We start from the raw sequence: 22,757 nt of genomic DNA, 5'->3' as shown, positions 1-22,757 counted from the left end.
CATGTCGAAATTTTTTATCGACCGTCCAATCTTCGCCTGGGTGATCGCCCTGGTGATCATGTTGGTCGGGGCTCTATCGATCCTCAAGTTACCGATCAACCAGTACCCGGCCATTGCACCGCCGGCCATCGCGATTGCCGTGACCTACCCGGGCGCTTCGGCGCAGACCGTACAGGACACCGTGGTCCAGGTGATCGAGCAGCAGCTCAACGGTATCGACAACCTGCGTTATATCGAGTCGTCGAGTAACTCCGACGGCAGCATGACCATCACCGCGACCTTCAATCAGGGCACCAGCCCCGATACCGCGCAGGTCCAGGTGCAGAACAAACTGAACCTGGCCACCCCGCTGCTGCCGCAAGAAGTGCAGCAGCAGGGTATCCGCGTGACCAAGTCGGTGAAGAACTTCCTGATGGTGATTGGTGTCGTCTCCACGGACGGCAGCATGAACCGCGACGACTTGGCGAACTACATCGTTTCCAACATGCAGGACCCGATCTCGCGGACCGCCGGTGTCGGTGACTTCCAGGTGTTCGGCGCCCAGTATGCGATGCGCATCTGGCTCGACCCGGCCAAGTTGAACAACTTCAAACTGACCCCGGTGGACGTGAAAACCGCCATCGCCGCACAGAACGTCCAGGTCGCTTCCGGGCAACTGGGTGGGCTGCCGGCCATGCCCGGGCAACAGTTGAACGCCACCATCATCGGCAAAACCCGCCTGCAGACCGCCGAACAGTTCAAGGCGATCCTGCTCAAGGTCAACCAGGACGGCTCGCAAGTGCGCCTGGGTGATGTCGCCGATGTCGCCCTTGGCGGTGAAAACTACAGCATCAACGCCCAGTTCAACGGCAAGCCGGCGTCAGGGCTCGCCGTGAAACTCGCTGCCGGCGCCAACGCCCTGGATACCGCCAAGGCCTTGCGCAAGACCATCGCCGGACTTGAGCCGTTCTTTCCGCCTGGCATGCAAGTGGTTTACCCGTACGACACGACTCCGGTCGTGACTGAATCGATCAAGGGCGTGGTTGAAACCCTGGTCGAGGCGATCGTGCTGGTGTTCCTGGTGATGTTCCTGTTCCTGCAGAACTTCCGCGCCACCATCATCACCACCATGACGGTACCGGTGGTCTTGCTGGGGACTTTCGGGATCCTCGCGGCCGCCGGTTTCAGTATCAACACCCTGACCATGTTCGGCATGGTGCTGGCCATCGGCTTGCTGGTGGACGATGCCATCGTCGTGGTGGAAAACGTCGAACGGGTGATGAGCGAGGAAGGCTTGTCGCCCAAGGAAGCCACCAAGAAATCCATGGGGCAGATCCAGGGCGCACTGGTGGGTATCGCCCTCGTGCTCTCGGCGGTATTGCTGCCCATGGCGTTCTTCGCCGGTTCCACCGGGGTGATCTACAAGCAGTTCTCGATCACCATCGTGTCCGCCATGGCCCTGTCGGTGATGGTCGCCCTGATCTTCACCCCGGCGCTGTGCGCCACCATGCTCAAGCCGATTGCCAAGGGTGACCACGGCACGGCCAAACGCGGCTTCTTCGGCTGGTTCAACCGCAACTTCGACCGTAGCGTACGCGGCTATGAGCGCACCGTGGGCAGCATCCTGCGCCACAAGGCGCCGTACCTGCTGGTCTACGTGATCATCTTTGCCGGCATGATCTGGTTATTCATGCGCATTCCGACCTCGTTCCTGCCGGAAGAAGACCAGGGCGTACTGTTTGCCCAGGTGCAGACTCCAGCCGGCTCCAGCACCGAACGGACCCAGGCGGTCCTCAACGAGATGCGTGAGTATCTGTTGACCAAGGAATCCGACACCGTGTCTTCGGTGTTTACCGTGAGCGGTTTCAACTTCGCCGGTAATGGTCAGAGCTCAGGCCTGGGCTTCATCATGCTCAGGCCCTGGGGTGAACGCACCAGCCAAAACAGCGTGTTCGGCCTCGCCGCCCGTGCGCAGCAACACTTCTTCTCGTTCCGCGACGCGATGGTATTTGCCTTCGCCCCTCCGGCCGTATTGGAGTTAGGTAACGCCATCGGTTTCGACGTCTATCTGCAAGACCAGGCCGGTATCGGTCACGACAAGTTGATGGCCGCGCGTAACCAGTTCCTCGGCTTGGCCGCGCAAAGCAAGGTGCTCGCCCAGGTGCGTCCAAACGGTCTGAACGACGAGCCGCAATACCAACTGAGCATCGACGACGAACGCGCCAGTGCCCTGGGCCTGTCCCTGTCGGACATCAACAACAGCTTGTCGATTGCCCTGGGTGCCAACTACGTCAACGACTTCATCGACCGTGGTCGGGTGAAGAAGGTCTTTGTGCAGGGCAAGCCGAGTTCACGGATGAGCCCTGAAGACCTGCAGAAATGGTACGTGCGCAACAGCGCCGGGGTCATGGTGCCGTTCTCCGCGTTCGCCAAGGGCGAGTGGGTCTACGGCTCGCCGAAGCTGTCGCGCTTCAACGGCGTTGCCGCCATGGAAATCCTTGGTGCGCCGGCCCCCGGCTACAGTACCGGCCAGGCCCTGGCGGAAGTCGAGGCGATTGCCGCGAAACTGCCGGCCGGCGTCGGGATCTCCTGGACCGGCCTGTCGTACGAGGAGAAGCTGTCCGGCTCCCAGGCGCCAGCACTGTTCGCCCTGTCGCTGCTGATGGTGTTCCTGTGCCTGGCCGCACTGTACGAAAGCTGGTCGATTCCAATCGCCGTGGTCCTGGTGGTACCGCTGGGGATCATCGGTGCGCTGTTGGCGACGACCTTCCGCGGGCTGTCCAACGACGTGTACTTCCAGGTGGGCTTGCTGACGACCATCGGCCTGGCGGCGAAGAACGCTATCCTGATCGTCGAGTTCGCCAAGGAACTGCATGAACAGGGTCGCAGCCTGATCGACGCCGCCGTCGAGGCGTGCCGGATGCGTCTGCGGCCGATCATCATGACCTCCCTGGCATTCATCCTCGGCGTGGTACCGCTGGCGATTTCCACCGGCGCCGGCTCAGGTAGCCAGCACGCCATCGGTACGGGCGTGATTGGCGGTATGATCACCGCAACGATTCTGGCGATTTTCTGGGTTCCGCTGTTCTTCGTGTCGGTGTCGTCCATCGGCGGTGAGAAAAAGCACAAGAAGTCAGACACTACTGAAACTCCAAGCAACGAGGCTGGCCAATGAGCAAGTCCCTTCTCAGTGTAGCGGTCGCGGCCTTCGTGCTCAGCGGTTGCTCGTTGATCCCCGACTACCAGCGCCCCGCAGCCCCGGTAGCGGCGCAGTACCCGCAAGGACCGGCCTACTCGCCGGCCCAGGCGGCGAACGTCGCGGCCGCCGAACAGGGCTGGCGCCAGTTCTTCAACGACCCGGCGCTGCAACAGCTGATCCAGGTGGCCCTGGAAAACAACCGCGACCTGCGGGTCGCGGCGCTGAACATCGACGCCTACCGCGCCCAGTACCAGATCCAGCGCGCCGACCTGTTCCCGGCGGTCAGCGCCACGGGCAGCGGCAGTCGTCAACGGGTGCCGGCCAACGTCTCGAGTACCGGCAAAGCAACGATCAATAGTCAGTACTCGGCGACCCTCGGGGTCAGCGCCTATGAGCTGGATCTGTTCGGCCGTGTCCGCAGCCTCAGCGAAAAAGCGCTGCAGACCTATTTCGCCAGCGAAGAAGCGCGCCGTACCACCCAGATCAGCCTGGTGGCCAGTGTGGCCAACGCCTACCTGACCTGGCAGGCCGACAAGGAACTGCTCAAGCTGACCCAGGACACCCTGACGGCCTACGAGGAAAGCTACAAGCTGACCGCCCGCAGCAATGAAGTCGGCGTGGCGTCCGCCCTGGACCTGAGCCAGTCGCGGACCTCGGTGGAAGGTGCGCGGGTCAAACTGGCACAGTTCACCCGCCAGGTGGCCGAAGACCAGAACAGCCTGACCTTGCTGCTCGGTAGCGGTTTGCCGGCCAACCTGCCGGCAGCCCAACCGCTGTCGGCCAAGCTGCTCAGCGAGATGCCGGCCGGCCTGCCGTCCGAGTTGCTGCAACGGCGTCCGGACATTCTCGGCGCCGAGCACCAACTGCTGGCGGCCAATGCCAATATCGGCGCCGCCCGCGCGGCGTTCTTCCCGAGCATCAGCCTGACCGCCAATGCCGGGACCTTGAGCCCGGACATGGGCGGTCTGTTCAAGGGCGGTTCGGGAACCTGGTCGTTCGCGCCGAGCATCAACATTCCGATCTTCAACGCCGGTAGCCTGAAAGCCAGCCTGGATTACTCGAAAATCCAGAAAGACATCAGCGTCGCCAACTACGAGAAAGCCATTCAGACCGGCTTCCAGGAAGTCTCCGATGGCCTGGCGGCACGCCAGACTTTCAACCAGCAGCTGCAGGCCCAGCGTGACCTGGTCGCCGCCAACCAGGATTACTACCGCCTGGCCGAGCGTCGCTATCGCATTGGTGTCGACAGCAACCTGACCTTCCTCGATGCTCAACGCTCGTTGTTCAGTGCTCAGCAATCGCTGATCAGCGATCGCCTGTCGCAGCTCACCAGCGAGGTCAACCTGTACAAGGCCCTCGGCGGCGGCTGGTACGAGCAGAGCGGTCAGGCCCATCCGATCGACGAAACACCACCGAAGGGCTGAGACCTTTCACGCACCACGAAAAACCCGCCGCTGGCGGGTTTTTTTATGCTGGCATTGTTCTGTTCGATAATCGCCCAAAACCCACAAACCTCAATTGAACTACCTGGTTAATTCACCGCACCATTCTCCGCACTGACCCATAGCCATAACAACAGGTTCGCCCACCATGTCTCGATACCCCGCGCTCAGCGGCTGATCACACTCGCCCGTTCCTCGTTCGAATCGCTTGTCTGCAACCAACGGTTGCAGCTGCGCCCTGCTTCACCCCTAACAATTAGAGAGACCGATCCATGAAGCCACTGAACCCGAGCAAGCTGTCCTCCCACGCCCTGCTGGCCATCGCCATGGCCAGCGCGACCCTGCCGGTGCTGGCCGAAGAGCATGGTTTTGTGGAAGATGCCCAGGCCAACCTGAACCTGCGTAACTTTTTCATCAACCGCAACTTCATCAATCCAGCCTTCCCTCAGAGCAAGGCTCAGGAATGGACGCAGAGTTTTATCCTGGATGCCCGATCGGGTTTCACCCAGGGCACCGTAGGCTTCGGCGCCGATGTGCTCGGCACATTCTCGGAGAAGCTCGACGGCGGTAAAGGCACCGGCGGTACCCAGTTGCTGCCGCTGGACGGCAACGGACGCCCGGCCAGCAACTTCGGGCGCCTGGATGTGGCCTTGAAAGCGAGGATTTCCAAGACGGAATTGAAAGTCGGCGAATGGATGCCGGTGCTGCCGATCCTGCGCTCGGACGATGGTCGTTCGCTGCCGCAGACCTTTCGTGGCGGCCAGATCACCTCGAAGGAAATCGATGGCCTGACCCTTTACGGCGGCCAGTTCCAGAACAACAGCCCACGCAACGACTCGAGCATGACGGCCATGTTCATGAACGGTAAGCCGGGCATCACCTCCGACCGCTTCAACTTCCAGGGCGGCGAATACAGCTTCAACGACAAGCGCACCCTGATCGGAGTGTGGAATGCCCAGCTCAAGGACATCTACAGCCAGCAGTACCTCAACCTGGTGCACAGCCAACCGCTGGGCGACTGGACCCTGGGCGCCAACCTCGGCTACTTCTACGGCAAGGACGACGGCAGCGCCAAGGCTGGCGAGCTGGACAACAAGACCTGGTCCGGACTGTTCTCAGCCAAATATGGTGGCAACACCTTCTATGTCGGCTTGCAGAAACTCACCGGCAACAGCGTCTGGATGCGCGTCAACGGCACCAGCGGCGGCACCCTGGCCAACGATAGCTACAACAACAGTTACGACAATGCCCGCGAGAAGTCCTGGCAGTTGCGCCATGACTACAACTTCGCCGCGCTCGGCATTCCGGGGCTGACCCTGATGAACCGCTATATCAGCGGCGACAACGTGCACACCGGGGCCATTACCAACGGCAAGGAGTGGGGTCGCGAATCGGAACTGGGCTACACCCTGCAAAGCGGCACCTTCAAAAATCTCAGCGTGCGCTGGCGCAATTCGAGTATCCGCAAAAGCTTCAGCACCAATGAGTTCGATGAGAACCGGCTGATCGTCAGCTATCCGATTTCGTTGCTATAGGCGTCCGCCGCCTTAGTGTGAATTCTTATCCCACCACCAGTTCCAGAACCCGGGCAACTGCACGGGCATGGAACTGTCCTGAACCGTACGGGCCATCACGGCCCGCAACAATGCCGAGCGATCCGTATAGAAGGGTTGCTCGGCCGTCGGCACGCCGGTGTCCCGTGCGCAGTCCATCAGGATCTGCAAATACTCCTGCATATGCCGGGCGGTGTAGCGGTTGAGGTCGTGGAAAGTCACCACCACCGGAATCACTCCATCGACCACCGGCATCTTCCCCTGGGCAATCTGCTCACGCACTTCGGCCAGGTGCTTGAGCAGGTTGGCCCGCCGTTGTGGACTGGCGGTGATGCCCCAGACCTTGCCGTCATTGGCACTCAGGTCCGTCAACAAAACGTGCATATCATGACGCTGGTAGGCGGCGAAGGTGCGCTTGTCGTAATTCCAGAACGGTGGGCGCAGGATCGTCGGTGGCGCGCCAGTGATCGCCGCAATATCCGCGCTACCGTCGGTGAGTGACTGTTCCAGCTCCTCCGGGCTCAGCGAGCGGTGATTGGTGTGCCAGGGAGTCGCGGTATGAAAGCCGAGGATATGTCCCTCGGCATACTCACGGCGCATCAGCGCACGACCTATGTCACTGTTGCCGGCTCGGGGGGCACGGGTCTGGACAAAGAACACGGCCTTGATACCCGGCTGGATCGGGTTGTGGGCCAGGTCATCGAGCACCGATGCCGTCGGGTTCCAGAAACTCGAGGCGCTGGGTCCGTCATCGTAGGTCAGCAGGAAACGAATCGGTGGTTGCGAGCGCAGGGCTTGCTCGGTCTTCGGGGTCAGGGGCATCGGCGGACCGATGCAGCCGCCAAGGCTCGCGACAATCACGAGCCCTGACAACAGTGCGGCAAACGACTTCATGGGATTGGGCAAGTCCGGATCAAGGTAATGGCAAAAGGGTCATCACATTAATCAGAGCACAACCGCAAGGCAGCGTTCAGGCCATCGCGAAAGTTTCATCTAAAAGAGAAAAGTTTCACTCGCACTGCCTTACACACTGGCGGACAGGAAATCCAGCACCCGCTGGCTGAAATCATCGCCGGCCTGCACATTGGACAGGTGCGCGGCATGGAATTCGGCGTATTCGGCACCCTCGACATGCTGCTGGATAAAGATCCCTCCCGAAGGCGGTGTCACCGCATCCTCGGTGCCGGAAATCACCAGCAGCGGCAGCTGAATCTGCGCCAACTGCTCACGGAAATCCGCATCGCGCACCGCGCAGCAGTTGGCCGCGTAGCCCTCGGGCGAGGTGGCGGCGAGCATCTCGGTAATCGGCTTGACCCGATCCGGGTGCGCCTCGGCGAACGCCGGGGTGAACCAGCGGGAAACCGCCCCATCGCGTAGCGCCAGCATGGCCGTCTGGCCGCCCGTCGAAACGGCTTCGATCCGCGGATTCCAGCCAGCCGCATCACCGATCTTCGCCGCCGTGTTGCAGACAATCAGCCGGTGCAGACGATGACCGGCATGGATGCCCAGCCACTGACCGATCAGCCCGCCCATGGACAGGCCACAGAAGTGCGCCCGATCAATCTCCAACGCATCGAGCAACGCCAGGACGTCGCGCCCCAGTTGCTCGATGCTGTAAGGCCCCGGTGTCACCAGCGAACGGCCATGGCCACGGGTGTCGTAACGCAATACTCGAAAGTGCTCGGCAAACGCCGGTATCTGGGTGTCCCACATCCCCAGGTCGGTGCCCAACGAGTTGGACAACACCAGTACCGGAGCCCCTGGCGGACCCTCCAGTTGGTAATGCAGTTCACCTTCGGCAAGTCGTACGAAACCCACGTTCATCCCCTTCAAGTAAAAAACCCATGTATTGCCCGCTGGTTGCAGCGCTCAGGCGCGCCCCTCAAGGGCGCGCGAAGCGATCAATGATCGTGCTGCAGGTAGGCCGCTTCTTTCGGCAGGCGCAAGCTGAACAGGAAGGCGACGGCCATCATCACCGTCACATACCAGTAGAAGACGTTTTCCATCCCGACCGACTTCAGGTTCAGGGCCACATATTCCGCCGAGCCACCAAAGAGCGCATTCGCCACCGCATAGGCCAGGCCCACGCCCAGTGCCCGCACATGGACCGGGAACATCTCGGCTTTGACCAGGCCGCTGATGGAGGTGTAGAAACTGACGATCGCCAGCGCCAGGGTGATCAGCACGAAGGCCAGGAACGGGCTGGTCACGGTCTTCAGGGTCAGCAGGATCGGCACGGTGCACAGGGTCCCCAGAGCGCCGAACCAGAGCATGCTGTTACGCCGGCCGATGCGGTCCGAGAGCATGCCGAACAACGGCTGCATGCACATATAAAGGAACAGCACGGCGGTCATGATGAAACTGGCGGTCTTGGCCGTCATGCCGGCGGTATTCACCAGGTATTTCTGCATGTAGGTGGTGAAGGTGTAGAAAATCAGCGAGCCGCCGGCGGTATAGCCGAGCACGGTGATAAAGGCGGCCTTGTGATCGCGAAACAACGCCCGCATGCTGCCGGCGTCCTTGTCCTGGCGGGTTTCCTTGCTGGTGGTTTCCTTCAGGGCCCGGCGCAGGAACAGCGAAATCAGTGCCGCGATGGCGCCGATCACGAACGGAATCCGCCAGCCCCAGGCCTTGAGCTCCGGTTCGCTGAGGAACTGCTGCAGGATCACTACCACCAACACCGCCAGCAACTGGCCGCCGATCAGGGTCACGTACTGGAACGAAGCGAAGAAACCGCGCTGGCCGCGCAGGGCCACTTCACTCATGTAGGTCGCGGTGGTGCCATATTCACCGCCCACCGACACGCCCTGAAACAGTCGTGCCACCAGCAACAGCGCCGGCGCCCAGGCGCCGATAGTCGCGTAGCCAGGCAGGAAGGCAATGACCAGGGAGCCGCCGCACATCATCAGCACCGAGATCATCATGGAGTTCTTGCGGCCGTGCTTGTCGGCCACGCGACCGAACAACCAGCCACCGATGGGACGCATCAGGAAGCCGGCGGCGAATACCCCGGCAGTGTTGAGCAACTGCACCGTGGGGTCGTCGGAGGGAAAAAACGCCGGGGCGAAGTAGATGGCGCAGAAGGCATAGACGTAGAAGTCGAACCACTCGACCAGGTTGCCGGAAGAGGCACCGACAATCGCAAAAATTCTCTTGTTACGTTCTTCGGAGGTGTACGGCATCGTTGTTGTTGTCATGTCTCATCACTCGAAGGAGGTAAGTTGCAGTCTAGACATACTTTGCAACAGGCCTGTTTTGCAAGAACAATCGCCCGAATGACCGTGCGTGGCAGTCATCCGGGCGCCTGTTTTGTTGCCTGTGGTTCTCAGACGCGCTCAATCGCCAGTGCCAGCCCCTGCCCGACGCCGACACACATAGTCGCCAGGCCCTTGCCGCCGCCGGTTTTTTCCAACTGGTGGAGCGCTGTCAGCACCAGGCGTGCGCCACTCATGCCCAGCGGATGACCGAGGGCGATGGCGCCACCGTTCGGGTTGACCTGCGGCGCATCGTCAGCGATGCCCAGTTCACGCAGTACCGCCAGACCCTGGCTGGCGAAGGCTTCGTTCAGTTCGATAACGTCGAAGTCGCTGACCGCCAGCCCCAGACGCTCGATCAACTTGCGCACCGCCGGTACCGGGCCGATCCCCATGACCCGGGGCTCGACACCCGCACTGGCCATGCCGAGCACCCGGGCACGGGCGGTCAGGCCATGTTTCTTCACCGCCTCGGCAGACGCCAGGATCAGCGCAGCGGCACCATCGTTGACACCGGAGGCATTGCCGGCGGTCACGGTCTTGTCCGGGCCGTTGACCGGTTTGAGCCTGGCCAGAGTCTCCAGCGTCGTGTCCGCTCGAGGATGTTCATCGTGCTCGACCACGGTTTCGCCTTTTTTGTGGGCGATACGCACCGGCACGATTTCTTCAGTGAAAAAACCGCCGGCCTGGGCCGCAGCCGCCCGTTGCTGGCTGCGCAGGGCAAAAGCATCCTGGTCGGCGCGGGACACCTGATAATCGTCCGCCACGTTGTCAGCGGTCTGCGGCATCGCATCGACACCGTACTGGGCCTTCATCAGCGGGTTGATAAAGCGCCAGCCGATGGTGGTGTCTTCCAGTTTCATGTTGCGGGAAAACGCCGCGTCCGCCTTGCCCATCACGAACGGAGCACGGGACATGGACTCCACGCCGCCAGCAATCGCCAGCTCCATCTCGCCGCTGGCGATGGCCCGGAACGCGGTGCCGATTGCGTCCATGCCCGAGGCGCAGAGACGGTTGAGGGTTACCCCGGGAATACTCGAAGGCAATCCCGCCAACAACAGCGCCATGCGTGCGACGTTGCGGTTGTCTTCACCGGCCTGGTTGGCGCAGCCAAAAAACACTTCATCGACCTCGCCCCAGTTCACCGACGGATTGCGCTCCATCAGCGCCTTGATCGGCACGGCCGCCAGGTCATCGGCGCGCACACCGGCCAGGCCACCGCCGAAGCGACCGATGGGGGTACGAATGGCATCACAGATAAAGACGTCGCGCATCATGCTTCTCCGGGGGCTTGGCCGTGGGCCGCGGCGGTACGAGCTTCGAGGTCACGCAGGGCAGTCAGTTCAAGCTCGGTCGGCGCCGCCGTGCTGTCCACCTGCTCGGCGAAGCGCACGGCCCAGCCAGTGGCGGCGATCACTTGCTCACGGGTTACCCCCGGGTGCAGCGCGGTGACGATAAATTCGTTGCTGTGCGCTTCCGGCTCCATGATGCACAAGTCGGTGATGATCCCCACGGGACCGGCACCCGGCAGGCCCAGGCGCTTGCGCGAATCGCCGCCTTCGCCGTGACCGACCGAGGTGATGAAGTCCAGCTTGTCGACGAAGGAGCGCGCCGACTGCTTGAGGATGATCAGCACGCTTTTCGCCGAACCGGCGATTTCCGGGGCACCACCGGCACCGGGCAGGCGGACCTTGGGCGAGAAATAGTCGCCGACCACGGTGGTGTTGATATTGCCGAAACGGTCGACCTGGGCCGCGCCGAGAAAGCCGACATCAATACGCCCGCCTTGCAACCAGTAGCGGAAGATCTCGCCGGTGGGCACCACGCTGTCAGCGGTTTCCGCCAGTTCGCCGTCACCGATGGACAGCGGCAACACACTGGGCTTGGCGCCAATCGGGCCCGACTCGTAGATCAGTACCACGTCCGGCGAAGAGGTCAGCCGTGCCAGATTGGCGGCCTTGGACGGCAGGCCGATGCCGACGAAGCAGACCGAACCGTTCTTCAGCCGACGGGCGGCGGCCACCGTCATCATTTCATTGGTGGTGTAGGTCATTACTTAACCTCCGAAGCGTGGGCCAGTTTGCTCTGGAACTCGGCAAAGTTCGCGGTGCCATGGATGTACTCGTCGATCCAGGCGGTGAAGGTCGCGCGGTCGCGGGCAATCGGATCCCAGGCCTGGTAGAAGCGGTTATCGCGCTCGTTATAGCCATGGGCGTAGGACGGATGGGCACCGCCAGGGACATGACACACCGCGCTCAGGGCCCAGGTCGGCAAGACGCAGGCGTTCATTGGCGCCTGCAAGTCGTCGACAATTTCCTCGACCGTGACAATGCAGCGTTTCGCCGCCAGGGCCGCTTCCTTCTGCACACCGAGAATGCCCCAGAGCAGCACATTGCCCTTGCGGTCGGCTTTCTGCGCATGGATCACGGTGACATCCGGGCGTACCGAAGGCACGGCGGCCAGCACTTCACCGGTGAAGGGACAGGTGACCGTCTTGATCAGCGGATTGACCTTCGGCAGGTCGGAGCCGGCGTAGGCCCGCAGGACCGCGAACGGCAAGCCGGAGGCACCGGCCACATAGGCGTTGGCCAGGTCGGCATGGCTGTGTTCTTCGATTTCCAGCGGGTGTGGCCAGTGTTTCTCGACGGCATCGCGCAGACGGTGCAACGAACCTACACCGGGATTTCCACCCCAGGAAAAAATCAGTTTGCGGGCGCAACCGGCACCGATGAGCTGGTCATAGACCAGGTCGGGGGTCATGCGCACCAGCGTCAGGTCTTTCTTGCCCTGACGAATGATTTCATGACCCGCCGCGGTCGGAATCAGATGGGTAAAGCCTTCGAGCGCGACGGTATCGCCGTCGTTGACGAACTGCTTCACCGCTTCATGCAGCGAAAGGATTTCAGCCATGGGTGCAGACTCCCGGGTTCAACCTGCCTGAGGGGCGGCGCGAAGTTCAGCGCCGTGATGAGCTCAGGGTAAGCCGGGGATCGGCGGCCAAACAATCCGATAATCGATTAACTGTTCGATAATCGAACGAATTGTTTGCAAGCTACCATTTTATCCGACAAGCATTTTGCCCTGGAAAGCAGCGCCGCGTGTGGCTCAGGAAAACAACTGCGCACTCAGCTCGCGACTGGCCTTGAGCATGCTCGGCAGGAAACGCTGCTCCAGCTCGGTACAACTGACACGTCCGGCATGGGCACTGACGTTCAACGCCGCCAGCACTTGCCCGGAGGCGTCATAGACCGGCACGGCAATCGAGCGCAAGCCTTGCTCCAGTTCCTGGTCGACAATGCACCAGCCCTGCTGGCGCACCTGCTGCAGACATTCGAGCAGCGCTTCGGGGGTATGCAGGGTCCGGCTGGTCTTGGCGTGCAGGTCGGCGTGTTCGAGGTACTCATGCAAGGAAGCATCGTCCAGCGCCGCCAAGAGGATTCGGCCCATGGACGTGCAATAGGCCGGCAACCGGCCGCCTACCGAGAGATCAACCGAGATCAGCCGCCGGGTGGTGGCGGAACGGGCGATATAGAGGATGTCGTCACCTTCCAGGGTCGCCATGTTGCAGGCTTCGTGCAGTTGCTCGCTCATGCGGTCGAGATAGGGTTGCGCCGACACCGCCAGGGGCGTGGATGACAGGTAGGCGTGGCCCAGGGTCAGTACCTTGGGCAGCAGCGAATAGGTCCGTCCGTCGGTGGTGGCGTAGCCGAGCTTGATCAAGGTATGCAGGCAACGGCGCACCGCCGCGCGGGGAATTTCCGTGCGGTGGCTGATCTGCGCAATGGTCAGGTGCCGCTTGCGCTCCTGGAACGCCTGCACCACCGCCAGGCCACGGGCCAGCGACGTCATGAAGTCAGGATCGCCGGTCAACGCCTGGATACGTTTGGCCGGCGAGGCCACGATGGGCGGCGCCACGGAGGCGAAGGCATCACGCAATTGGTCGTTCATTACAAATTCCTTGTCTGCCGTGGAAACCCATTACAAGCCGGGCCCAGGCGATTAGACAAGCCAGGGCCGCGCGACTTTGTGCGATTATCGAACCAACGACCGATAATCGCAATTGACCCTGATCGTCGTAGCTTATACCTTGGCGCGCCGCTGCGGTTTTCCCGGGATACTGGTCAGGTACCCACCGGGAACTCCGTCGGTCCGGCCTCACCCACGAAGTGAGGCCGTTTTTTTTACCTCCTTGCTGGGTGGTCATCGCAAGGCGTGCCGATCCAGAAGTTGAACAGCCATTCTGCAACTGCATCAGCAGACCACTTCCAAGTATCAGGCTTATTGCAATGCAACTTGAGTTGATAACTGTCGTCAAAAAACAGGCAGCGGTTAGCCCGCCCTCAAGTTACAGTTAAAAACTCCTACATCACAAAACTCACCGACAAAGTTGACGAACTCCCTTATCTTCGCGATAGTGTCAGTCAAACCGACCGCTATAATTCCCTGTGCGACCTCAAGGCCGTCTGGCCCGACTGGGGTTCCGACTGTCAGCGCTCAATCACGAAATTGAACGTCTCGTCAGGGCGGTTGTGTTTAATGGAATACAATCACTCAACTCAAATTAGGTAGTACTGTGACGAAAGACGAACTGCGCGCGGAACTTGAGCGCCAGGAGCAACGTTACAAGGATGTTTACGGCGGGGCTGTCACCACCTACGCCGCCCAACCCGATCCAGAACGCAAACCCTGGCGCAAACGAGCCAGTCTTCTGGACCAGGCGTTTACCCAGGAACTGCAAAAGATGGAAAAGGAACTCAAGACCGAAGAGCCTTAGGCTTATCGGTATTGAACCTTGCCGAGCCCTGCCCTTCGCCACCAGACCTTTCCTACCCGGATAACGCCTGGCCCGCTGGACGCCAAGACCTACGCCATCCGCGTGTCAACCGTCGGCCCTGAGCACCTGCTCAGGTCAAATGGCGTCAGGCAGGCCCTCACCTGAAAGTTTTCTGGCATAATCGCGCCCCCTTATGACCGGGTCAGAAAACCTTCATGATCGATTTATTCAGCGGACTGGATGCCTGGGTGCTTGTGAGCCTGGTGCTCGCCCTGGCCTTTGTCCTCAGCTTCGAGTTCATCAACGGCTTTCATGACACCGCTAACGCGGTGGCCACTGTGATCTACACCAAAGCCATGCCGCCGCACCTGGCGGTATTCTTTTCCGGGGTGTTCAACTTCCTCGGCGTGCTGCTGGGCGGGGTCGGGGTTGCCTACGCCATCGTTCACCTGTTGCCGGTCGAGCTGCTGATCAACGTCAACACCGGACATGGTCTGGCCATGGTGTTTTCGCTGCTGGCGGCGGCCATCGCCTGGAACCTGGGCACCTGGTATTTCGGCATTCCGGCCTCCAGTTCCCACACCCTGATCGGCTCGATCCTCGGTGTCGGCCTGGCCAACGCCCTGCTCAATGGCATTCCCGTGAGCGAAGGCGTGAACTGGCAGAAAGCGGTCGATATCGGCGCCTCGCTGATCTTCTCGCCGATTGCCGGCCTGGTGCTGGCGGGCCTGATACTGGTTGGCCTGAAATGGTGGCGTCCGGAGTCCAAGATGCACAAGACCCCGGAACAACGGCGCAAGATCGACGACAAGAAGCACCCGCCGTTCTGGAACCGTCTGGTGCTGGTGCTCTCCGCCATGGCCGTGAGCTTCGTGCACGGTTCCAACGATGGCCAGAAAGGTATCGGCCTGATCATGCTGGTGCTGATCGGTATCGTCCCGGCGCAGTTCGTCCTTGACCTGAGCACCACCACGTACCAGATCGAACGCACCCGCGACGCGACCCTGCACCTGAGCCAGTTCTATCAGCGTAATAACGCCACCCTGAGCGAATTCCTCGCCCTGGGTAAAAACGTGGCCGACGATATGCCGGGCAAATTCCGCTGCAACCCGCAACGGACCGAACCCACCATCAACGCCTTGATGAGCAACCTCACGGGCGTGACCGACTACCATTCGCTGTCGGCGGAAAAACGCATTGAAGTGCGTCGCGGCCTGCTCTGCCTGGATGACACCGCCAAGCAGGTCAGCAAGTTGCCAGGCCTGGATTCCCGTGAAAAGGCCGACCTGGAAAAACTGCGCAAGGACCTGACCGCCACCACCGAATACGCGCCGTTCTGGGTGATCATCGCGGTGGCGCTGGCCCTCGGCCTGGGCACCATGATCGGCTGGAAACGCGTGGTCCTGACCATCGGCGAGAAGATCGGCAAGCAGGGCATGACCTATGCCCAGGGCATGTCGGCACAAATCACCACCGCCGGCTTGATCGCCCTGGCGAACATCGTCGCCCTGCCCGTCTCGACCACCCACGTCTTGTCGTCGGGTGTGGCCGGGACCATGATTGCCAGCAAAAGCGGCCTGCAAGGCAGCACCATCAAGACCATCCTGCTGGCCTGGCTGCTGACCCTGCCAATGACCATCGGCTTGTCCGCCGGTCTGTTCTGGCTGGCGACGAAAGTGCTCGGCAACTGATCCCGGGCGAATAACGAAAAAAGGTGCGCTCCCGCCGGGACCGCACCTTTTTTATTTCCCGGTATGACCGGGATCCAATGCCAATAGCCGATTCGACACCGGCAAAAAAAGAGCAAAAAAAAGGGCGACCGAAGTCGCCCAAAATGCCTTGCGTGCTCGTTCCCTGGAAGCTCTACGGTTTTTTCCGTTTATGTGAGTCTTTCCAGATAAAAAATCCAAAACCGGCGAAGAACATCACCATGAGGCCGACAGTCAGCACTCCGGCGATCACCACGTTATCGAAGAACATGACTGGCCTCCTGCACTTGCCTTGTTGCGATGGAGCTAAGTTAGCCCAGCAGGCACAGTGAAAAATTGACCAGGGTCAATGCCGCCCAAGGCAGGGCGCGGGAGAAGGGGAATAACTGATCCATATCAAGAATCAGTGGGCTATCAGCGCTTTTTCGGCTTGTTCTTCGGTTTTTTCTTGCCTTTGCCCAGCGGCAGGGCCTGTTCGAACGCCTGACGAACTTCATTCAAGCGCTTTTCATTGAGATCATGGACACGCTTGGCCCGTTCAGTATCAAGGTCGATCAACTTGTCATCTTGGTTCATGGTCAGATTACATCGCTATCCGTCGAGTTCCATCGAAGGGTCACTGTCGGCCACCTTCGACACGCGCTATGGACTCATAATGCGGGCAAGTCGGCCGCTTATCCAGACCTCCCGCGCAACAAGACCTGGGCAGTCGCCCGATTTCCCAGCACAATCCCCTGACCCCGATTGCCCGCCAAGGAGCGCTGAAGTGGCGTTGCACCAAGATCTGCCGCCCTTGATGGCCCTGCGCGCGTTCGAGGCCGTGGCCCGTCATCTGAGCTTCATCAAGGCCGCCGACGAGCTGTGCGTCAGTCAAAGTGCGATCAGCCACCAAGTGCAGAAACTCGAACAGCATCTGGGCCAGCGACTGTTTGTCCGACGCACTCGCGCCATCGATCTCACAGAAGAAGGTGGTCGGTACTACCAACAAATCCGCCCGGCCCTGGAACAGATCGCCCAGGCCAGCCGTCAGCTCAGCCTGCCCCGGCAAAACCAGGTGCTACGCATCGGCTTGCTCGCCTCCTTCGCCACCCTCTGGCTGGCCCCGCGCCTGGCCGGCTTTATCCGTCGTTACCCGCAGATCAAGGTCGAACTGGAGCCCTCGATTCAACTGGCCGATGTGGCGGGCGCCGAGGTGGACCTGGCGATCCGCTATGGCAAAGGCGGCTGGCCCCATGTCAACGCCGTGCGCCTGATGGGCGAACGCCTTTTCCCGGTTTGCAGCCCGTCCTTCAAGGCCGATGGCGTCGAACAAGGCCCGCGGCTCATGTCACAGGCGCAGCAACCCTTCGAATGGATCGACTGGTCCCGCCATCATCGCCTTGATCTCCAGCACTACCCCAGCGTCATGCTCCACGACTACAACATCGTGGTCGAGGCGGCTATCGCCGGGCAGGGCATCGCCATGGGTCGCCAACATTTGATCGGCCGACATCTCAAGGAAGGTACGCTGGTGAATGCCTTCGACCTGCCGGCCTATGAAGGCGAGATCGGCTACTGGCTGGTCAAGCCCAACGCGGCGCTGAGTCCCGCCGCCGAATCCTTCTGCGAGTGGTTGCGGGAGCAGTGCAGCGCCGCCGACGCATGAATTATCTGGATACGTCGGATTGAATCTATGCGTTTGTCGGGTCATGGCGCGCCCAGCATGCTCAAGCCTCTTTCCCGGAGGTTTACCCATGAATGATTCCCTGTCCGACCGAGTGGCCCAACTGGGCCTGAACCTGCCGCAGCCGGGGCAGCCGATCGCCAACTATGTGAACTACGTCATCAGCCAGCACCAGCTGTTCATTTCCGGGCAGATTCCCCTGCAAGGCGGCAAGCCAGCCTTTATCGGTCGCCTGGGTGACACCCTGGACGAAGCAGAAGGCGCGCAGGCCGCGGAGCTCGCCGCACTCGGTCTGCTGGCCCAACTGGGCCACGCCCTTGACGATGATCTCTCACGCCTGCTGCGGATTGTCCGGCTCGGGGTCTTTGTCGCCAGCAGCCCCGACTTCCAGCGCCAGGGGGTCGTGGCCAACGGCGCCTCCAATCTGCTGGTCAATGCCCTGGGCGACAAGGGCCGCCACGCGCGTACCGCCGTCGGTGTCGCCAGCCTGCCCAGCGGTGTGGCCGTGGAGATCGACGCGATTTTCGAGCTGCGGCCATGAACGATTCACTTGCGCACCAGATCGCCCACCTGCGGGCCGCGACGCCCGGCTGCTCCCGGGTGATCCATTTCAATCACGCCGGCGCCTCCCTGCCCAGCCAGGCCACGCTGGACGCCATCACCACGCAACTGCTGAGGGAAGCGACAATAGGCCCCATGGAAGCCGGCGTTGAAGGTGCCAGATTGCAGGAGCAAGCTCGTCACTGGGCGGCCAGACTGCTCGGCACCGACAGCGCCGCAATTGCCTTTACCAGCAGCGGCTCGGCGGCCTGGGGCATGGCGTTCAGTGCCCTGGGCGGCTGGCGGGCGGGCGACCGGATCCTGGTGGGACGGCATGAATGGGCTGGCAACCTGGCCTGCATGAGCCAGGCCCTGCAGTCCGGGGCCCGGCTCGAGGTGATCCCCTGTGACGAGAGCGGCGCGGTGTCGGTGTCCGCCCTGGAGCGGATGATCGACTCACGCGTGAAGCTGATCGCCCTGACCTGGCTCCCGGCCAACGGTGGCCTGATCAATCCGGCACAGGCCATCGGCGAAGTGGCGCGGCGGCATGGTATTGCCTACTTCATCGATGCTGGACAGGCCCTGGGCCAGCTGCCCTGTGATGTCCAGGCCCTGGGCTGCGACGTACTCAAGGGCGCCGCCCGCAAGTTCCTGCGCGGCCCGCGGGGCACGGCGCTGCTGTATGTACGCCCGGCATTCATGGCGCAGCTGCAGCCAGTCCAGCTCGATGTGCTCTCGGCGCCCTGGGACGGCCACGCCTTTACCCCGCGGGCCGATGCCCGCTGCTTTGAAACCAGCGAAGTCTCCCTGGCGCTGCTGGCCGGACTGGCGAATGCACTGAAAGAGGCCGTGGAGTTGGGGATCCAGCGAATTCATCGGCGAATCCAGGCGTTGAGCCAGCCCCTGCGCCAGGCACTGGGGCAGATCAATGGCCTGGAACTGCACGACCTGGGCCGGCCCGGACAACAATCAGGGCTGATTGCGTTCACGCTGGAAGGTTGGGATGTGTTTGAACTGAAACAGCGGCTGACCGAAAGCGGCATCAACCTGGGGGCCAACGGCACGGCTTACACGCCACTGGATATGCGCGCGCGGAACCTGCCGGCTGTCGCACGGATCGCCGTCAGCCACCTCAATACCGGGGAAGAAATCGACACCCTGCTCCAGGCCCTGCGGACCCTGGCCAACGAGCGCCGTCAGACTTCGACATCCACCAACAGGCCCTGACGCGGCTGATCTTCCATCAGCGCCACCACGGGTACAGTGTTGTCGGCATTCAACTCATCGCCCGGGACGGCCAGGTGCAACTCGGGGTCATCGTCGGCTTCACGCCGGCGTTGCTGTTGTTCCTGCTGGCGCCGCTGTTCCTCGCGCAGCAGCCAGCCGGCCTCGTCCGGGTCACGCTTTTGCAGGTCGATGGTGCTCTCATTGGAGCTTTCCTGCACCGGCACCACGGGGGGGATGTCCGGTCGCGGTCGAATCGGATCGGTCTGGGACGTAATCGGTACGACACTCAGGGGCAGTATCGGTGGCAGCATGATGGCATTCTCCTGTCGTCAGGCTGTCGGCGGCGAGCTCGGCGACTTGAGCCCAGGAGGGTCAAAGTGTGACCGGATTAACACACAAAGGTGCCCGACATGCCGATGAGCTACCCTTTCTTCCAGGTCTCGCACCTGCAAAGGCAGGGTGCTCGCTAAAAGCGCGGTATTTGTGAGCTTCTTTTGGCCTGAAAGCGTCGATTCCGTTAACATAGTCGGCTTTTTCAAGGCGGGAGTCAGGCAGCATGGCGCAGCAGTATCAACCGGGGCAACGCTGGATCAGTGACAGCGAAGCGGAGTTGGGTTTAGGCACCGTTCTGGCACAGGACGGCCGCTTGTTGACCGTGCTCTACCCGGCCACTGGCGACACTCGCCAGTATGCGCTACGGAATGCGCCCCTGACCCGCGTGCGATTCTCACCGGGCGACACCATCACCCACTTCGAAGGCTGGAAGATGACCGTGCGGGAAGTCGACGATGTCGACGGATTGCTGGTCTACCACGGTCTCAACGCGCAGAACGAAGCCGTCACGCTGCCGGAAACCCAGCTGTCGAACTTCATCCAGTTCCGCCTGGCCAGCGACCGCCTGTTCGCCGGGCAGATCGACCCATTGGCCTGGTTCTCGCTGCGCTACCACACCCTGGAACACACCAGCCGGCAATTGCAGTCCTCGCTCTGGGGGCTGGGCGGCGTGCGCGCGCAACCGATCGCCCACCAGTTGCACATTGCCCGGGAAGTTGCCGACCGCATCGCGCCACGGGTCTTGCTGGCCGACGAAGTGGGCCTCGGCAAGACCATCGAAGCCGGTCTGGTGATCCATCGCCAGCTGCTCTCGGGGCGCGCCAACCGTGTGCTGATCCTGGTCCCGGAAAACCTGCAACACCAGTGGCTGGTGGAAATGCGCCGGCGCTTCAACCTGCAGGTCGCGCTGTTCGACGCCGAACGCTTTATCGAAAGCGATGCCAGCAACCCGTTCGAAGACACCCAGTTGGCCCTGGTGGCCCTGGAGTGGCTGGTGGAAGACGAGAAGGCCCAGGATGCGCTGTTCGCCGCCGACTGGGACCTGCTGGTGGTCGACGAAGCCCACCACTTGGTCTGGCATGAAGACCAGGTCAGCCCGCAATATGCCCTGGTCGAACAGTTGGCCGAAACCATTCCCGGCGTCCTGCTGCTGACCGCGACCCCGGAACAACTGGGCCAGGACAGCCACTTCGCCCGCCTGCGCCTGCTTGATCCGAACCGTTTCCATGACCTCAAGGCCTTCCGCGCCGAGAGCGAGAACTATCGCCCGGTGGCCGAAGCCGTCCAGGAACTGCTGGACAAAGGCCGCCTGTCGCCTGCCGCGCACAAAACCATCCAGGGTTTCCTGGGTGACGAAGGCGAAGCCCTGCTGACCGCCGTCAACGCTGGCGACAGCGATGCCAGCGCCCGCCTGGTGCGTGAACTGCTCGACCGTCACGGCACCGGCCGCGTGCTGTTCCGCAACACCCGCGCCGCAGTGCAGGGTTTCCCGGAGCGCAAGCTGCACGCCTACCCGCTGCCATGCCCGGACGAGTACCTCGAACTGCCGTTGGGCGAACACGCCGAGTTGTACCCGGAAGTCAGCTTCCAGGCCCAGCCGGACACCGACGACGAAGCCCGCTGGTGGCGCTTCGATCCGCGCGTCGAGTGGCTGATCGACCAATTGAAAATGCTCAAGCGCACCAAGGTCCTGGTGATCTGCGCCCACGCCGAAACCGCCATGGACCTGGAGGACGCCCTGCGCGTGCGCTCCGGCATTCCGGCCACGGTCTTCCACGAAGGCATGAACATCCTCGAGCGTGACCGCGCCGCCGCCTACTTCGCCGATGAAGAGTTCGGCGCCCAGGTGCTGATCTGCTCGGAAATCGGCAGTGAAGGTCGCAACTTCCAGTTCTCTCACCACCTGGTGCTGTTCGACCTGCCGTCCCACCCGGACCTGCTGGAGCAGCGCATTGGCCGTCTCGACCGGATCGGCCAGAAACACGTGATCGAACTGCATGTGCCGTACCTGCAGACCAGCCCGCAAGAACGCCTGTTCCAGTGGTACCACGAAGCGCTGAACGCCTTCCTCAACACCTGCCCGACCGGCAACGCCCTGCAGCACCAGTTCGGCCCACGCCTGCTACCGCTGCTGGAAAACGCCGATGACGGCCAGTGGCAAGCGCTGATCGACGAAGCCCGCGGTGAGCGTGAACGCCTCGAAGCCGAACTGCACACCGGTCGCGACCGCCTGCTGGAACTCAACTCCGGGGGTGCCGGCGAAGGTGACGCGCTGGTCGAGGCGATCCATGAGCAGGATGACCAGTTCGCCCTGCCTATCTATATGGAAACCCTGTTCGATGCCTTCGGTATCGACAGCGAAGACCATTCGGAAAACGCCCTGATCCTCAAGCCGAGCGAGAAGATGCTCGACGCCAGCTTCCCGCTGGGCGACGACGAAGGCGTGACCATCACCTACGACCGCAACCAGGCGCTGTCACGCGAAGACATGCAGTTCATCACCTGGGAACACCCGATGGTGCAAGGCGGCATGGACCTGGTGCTGTCCGGCTCGATGGGCAACACCGCCGTGGCGCTGATCAAGAACAAGGCGCTCAAGCCCGGCACCGTGTTGCTGGAACTGCTTTATGTCAGCGAAGTGGTCGCACCGCGCTCGCTGCAACTGGGCCGCTACCTGCCGCCGGCGGCGCTGCGCTGCCTGCTGGATGCCAATGGCAACGACCTGTCGACCCGGGTGGCGTTCGAAACCCTGAACGACCAGTTGGAAAGCGTGCCACGGGCCAGTGCCAACAAATTCATCCAGGCCCAGCGCGACAGCCTGACGCCGAAGATCAACGCCGGCGAAGCCAAGATCGCACCGCGTCACGCCGAGCGCGTGGCCGAGGCCCAACGGCGCCTCGCGGCGGATACCGATGAAGAGCTGGCACGCCTGACCGCGTTGCAGGCGGTCAATCCGAGTGTGCGTGACAGTGAACTGCTGGCCTTGCGTCAACAGCGTGAACAAGGCCTGGCCATGCTGGAAAAAGCCGCGCTACGCCTGGAAGCGATTCGGGTGCTGGTGGCTGGTTGATGTAATCCGTCGCT

At 61.9% G+C, this 22,757-nt stretch carries 19 protein-coding genes; 9 read left to right on the top strand and 10 right to left on the bottom strand.

The genetic code is table 11. The features are described from left to right. The first annotated feature begins 1 nt into the window (after position 1). From AC07T0_RS01405 to AC07T0_RS01395, 3 genes are all read left to right on the top strand, one after another. Positions 2–3,154, top strand: coding sequence for an efflux RND transporter permease subunit (locus tag AC07T0_RS01405; protein WP_494999511.1), 3,153 nt, complete (start codon positions 2–4; stop codon positions 3,152–3,154). Beyond that, positions 3,151–4,602 carry an AdeC/AdeK/OprM family multidrug efflux complex outer membrane factor gene (gene adeC, locus AC07T0_RS01400; RefSeq protein ID WP_494999510.1) on the top strand — a complete coding sequence of 484 codons (1,452 nt, stop codon included), beginning with the start codon at positions 3,151–3,153 and terminating at the stop codon, positions 4,600–4,602. The genes AC07T0_RS01405 and adeC overlap by 4 nt, the downstream gene beginning before the upstream one ends. 290 nt (positions 4,603–4,892) lie before the next feature. Then, complete coding sequence (locus AC07T0_RS01395) at positions 4,893–6,155, top strand: OprD family porin (protein ID WP_494999509.1); 1,263 nt, start codon at positions 4,893–4,895, stop codon at positions 6,153–6,155. A 12-nt stretch (positions 6,156–6,167) separates the two neighbouring features. Here the strand turns inward: AC07T0_RS01395 and AC07T0_RS01390 are convergent, their stop codons facing one another. The 7 genes from AC07T0_RS01390 to pcaR all read right to left on the bottom strand — a co-directional run bounded on the left by AC07T0_RS01390 (position 6,168) and on the right by pcaR (position 13,375). Then, complete coding sequence (locus tag AC07T0_RS01390; protein WP_494999508.1) at positions 6,168–7,067, bottom strand: polysaccharide deacetylase family protein; 900 nt, start codon at positions 7,065–7,067, stop codon at positions 6,168–6,170. A gap of 129 nt (positions 7,068–7,196) precedes the next feature. Further along, positions 7,197–7,991 (bottom strand): 3-oxoadipate enol-lactonase, encoded by a 795-nt coding sequence (pcaD, locus tag AC07T0_RS01385; RefSeq protein WP_494999507.1) that lies wholly within the window; start codon positions 7,989–7,991, stop codon positions 7,197–7,199. Between the two features lie 83 nt (positions 7,992–8,074). Next, on the bottom strand, positions 8,075–9,370 hold the full coding sequence (locus tag AC07T0_RS01380; RefSeq protein WP_494999506.1) for an MFS family transporter: 1,296 nt from the start codon (positions 9,368–9,370) through the stop codon (positions 8,075–8,077). 128 nt (positions 9,371–9,498) lie between these two features. Continuing rightward, positions 9,499–10,704 (bottom strand): 3-oxoadipyl-CoA thiolase, encoded by a 1,206-nt coding sequence (pcaF, locus tag AC07T0_RS01375; RefSeq protein ID WP_494999505.1) that lies wholly within the window; start codon positions 10,702–10,704, stop codon positions 9,499–9,501. Then, complete coding sequence (locus tag AC07T0_RS01370) at positions 10,701–11,480, bottom strand: CoA-transferase subunit beta (RefSeq protein WP_494999504.1); 780 nt, start codon at positions 11,478–11,480, stop codon at positions 10,701–10,703. Before AC07T0_RS01370 ends, pcaF begins: the two co-directional genes overlap by 4 nt. Further along, positions 11,480–12,337: a CoA transferase subunit A gene (locus AC07T0_RS01365; RefSeq protein WP_494999503.1), complete on the bottom strand. Its 858-nt coding sequence runs from the start codon at positions 12,335–12,337 to the stop codon at positions 11,480–11,482. The genes AC07T0_RS01370 and AC07T0_RS01365 overlap by 1 nt, the downstream gene beginning before the upstream one ends. Before the next feature lie 195 nt (positions 12,338–12,532). Continuing rightward, on the bottom strand, positions 12,533–13,375 hold the full coding sequence (gene pcaR / locus AC07T0_RS01360; protein WP_494999502.1) for a pca regulon transcriptional regulator PcaR: 843 nt from the start codon (positions 13,373–13,375) through the stop codon (positions 12,533–12,535). Between the two features lie 625 nt (positions 13,376–14,000). On the opposite strand from pcaR, the gene AC07T0_RS01355 reads away from it, so the two are divergent. Further along, positions 14,001–14,201, top strand: coding sequence for a hypothetical protein (locus tag AC07T0_RS01355; protein ID WP_494999501.1), 201 nt, complete (start codon positions 14,001–14,003; stop codon positions 14,199–14,201). Between the two features lie 215 nt (positions 14,202–14,416). After that, positions 14,417–15,892: an inorganic phosphate transporter gene (locus tag AC07T0_RS01350; protein ID WP_494999500.1), complete on the top strand. Its 1,476-nt coding sequence runs from the start codon at positions 14,417–14,419 to the stop codon at positions 15,890–15,892. 172 nt (positions 15,893–16,064) lie between these two features. Here the strand turns inward: AC07T0_RS01350 and ccoM are convergent, their stop codons facing one another. Together ccoM and AC07T0_RS01340 are read right to left on the bottom strand one after the other, a co-directional pair. Continuing rightward, complete coding sequence (ccoM, locus tag AC07T0_RS01345; protein ID WP_017127681.1) at positions 16,065–16,181, bottom strand: cytochrome c oxidase subunit CcoM; 117 nt, start codon at positions 16,179–16,181, stop codon at positions 16,065–16,067. A 143-nt stretch (positions 16,182–16,324) separates the two neighbouring features. Then, a complete protein-coding gene (locus AC07T0_RS01340) occupies positions 16,325–16,486 on the bottom strand; it encodes a hypothetical protein (RefSeq protein WP_494999499.1) in 162 nt (53 codons plus the stop codon). A 190-nt stretch (positions 16,487–16,676) separates the two neighbouring features. On the opposite strand from AC07T0_RS01340, the gene AC07T0_RS01335 reads away from it, so the two are divergent. From AC07T0_RS01335 to AC07T0_RS01325, 3 genes are all read left to right on the top strand, one after another. Then, positions 16,677–17,555, top strand: a complete 879-nt coding sequence (locus AC07T0_RS01335) for a LysR substrate-binding domain-containing protein (protein ID WP_494999498.1) — start codon at positions 16,677–16,679, stop codon at positions 17,553–17,555. An 88-nt stretch (positions 17,556–17,643) separates the two neighbouring features. After that, positions 17,644–18,114 (top strand): RidA family protein, encoded by a 471-nt coding sequence (locus AC07T0_RS01330; protein ID WP_494999497.1) that lies wholly within the window; start codon positions 17,644–17,646, stop codon positions 18,112–18,114. Further along, on the top strand, positions 18,111–19,340 hold the full coding sequence (locus tag AC07T0_RS01325) for an aminotransferase class V-fold PLP-dependent enzyme (RefSeq protein WP_494999496.1): 1,230 nt from the start codon (positions 18,111–18,113) through the stop codon (positions 19,338–19,340). The genes AC07T0_RS01330 and AC07T0_RS01325 overlap by 4 nt, the downstream gene beginning before the upstream one ends. Here the strand turns inward: AC07T0_RS01325 and AC07T0_RS01320 are convergent. After that, on the bottom strand, positions 19,310–19,651 hold the full coding sequence (locus AC07T0_RS01320) for an aspartate-semialdehyde dehydrogenase (protein WP_494999495.1): 342 nt from the start codon (positions 19,649–19,651) through the stop codon (positions 19,310–19,312). The genes AC07T0_RS01325 and AC07T0_RS01320 overlap by 31 nt on opposite strands. A 245-nt stretch (positions 19,652–19,896) precedes the next feature. On the opposite strand from AC07T0_RS01320, the gene rapA reads away from it, so the two are divergent. Continuing rightward, positions 19,897–22,743 (top strand): RNA polymerase-associated protein RapA, encoded by a 2,847-nt coding sequence (gene rapA / locus AC07T0_RS01315; RefSeq protein ID WP_494999494.1) that lies wholly within the window; start codon positions 19,897–19,899, stop codon positions 22,741–22,743. The last annotated feature ends 14 nt before the right edge of the window (positions 22,744–22,757 follow it).

This window comes from Pseudomonas sp. GW821-FHT04D07 (genome assembly GCF_059420225.1).
This window is presented reverse-complemented; position numbering and strand designations above follow the sequence as displayed.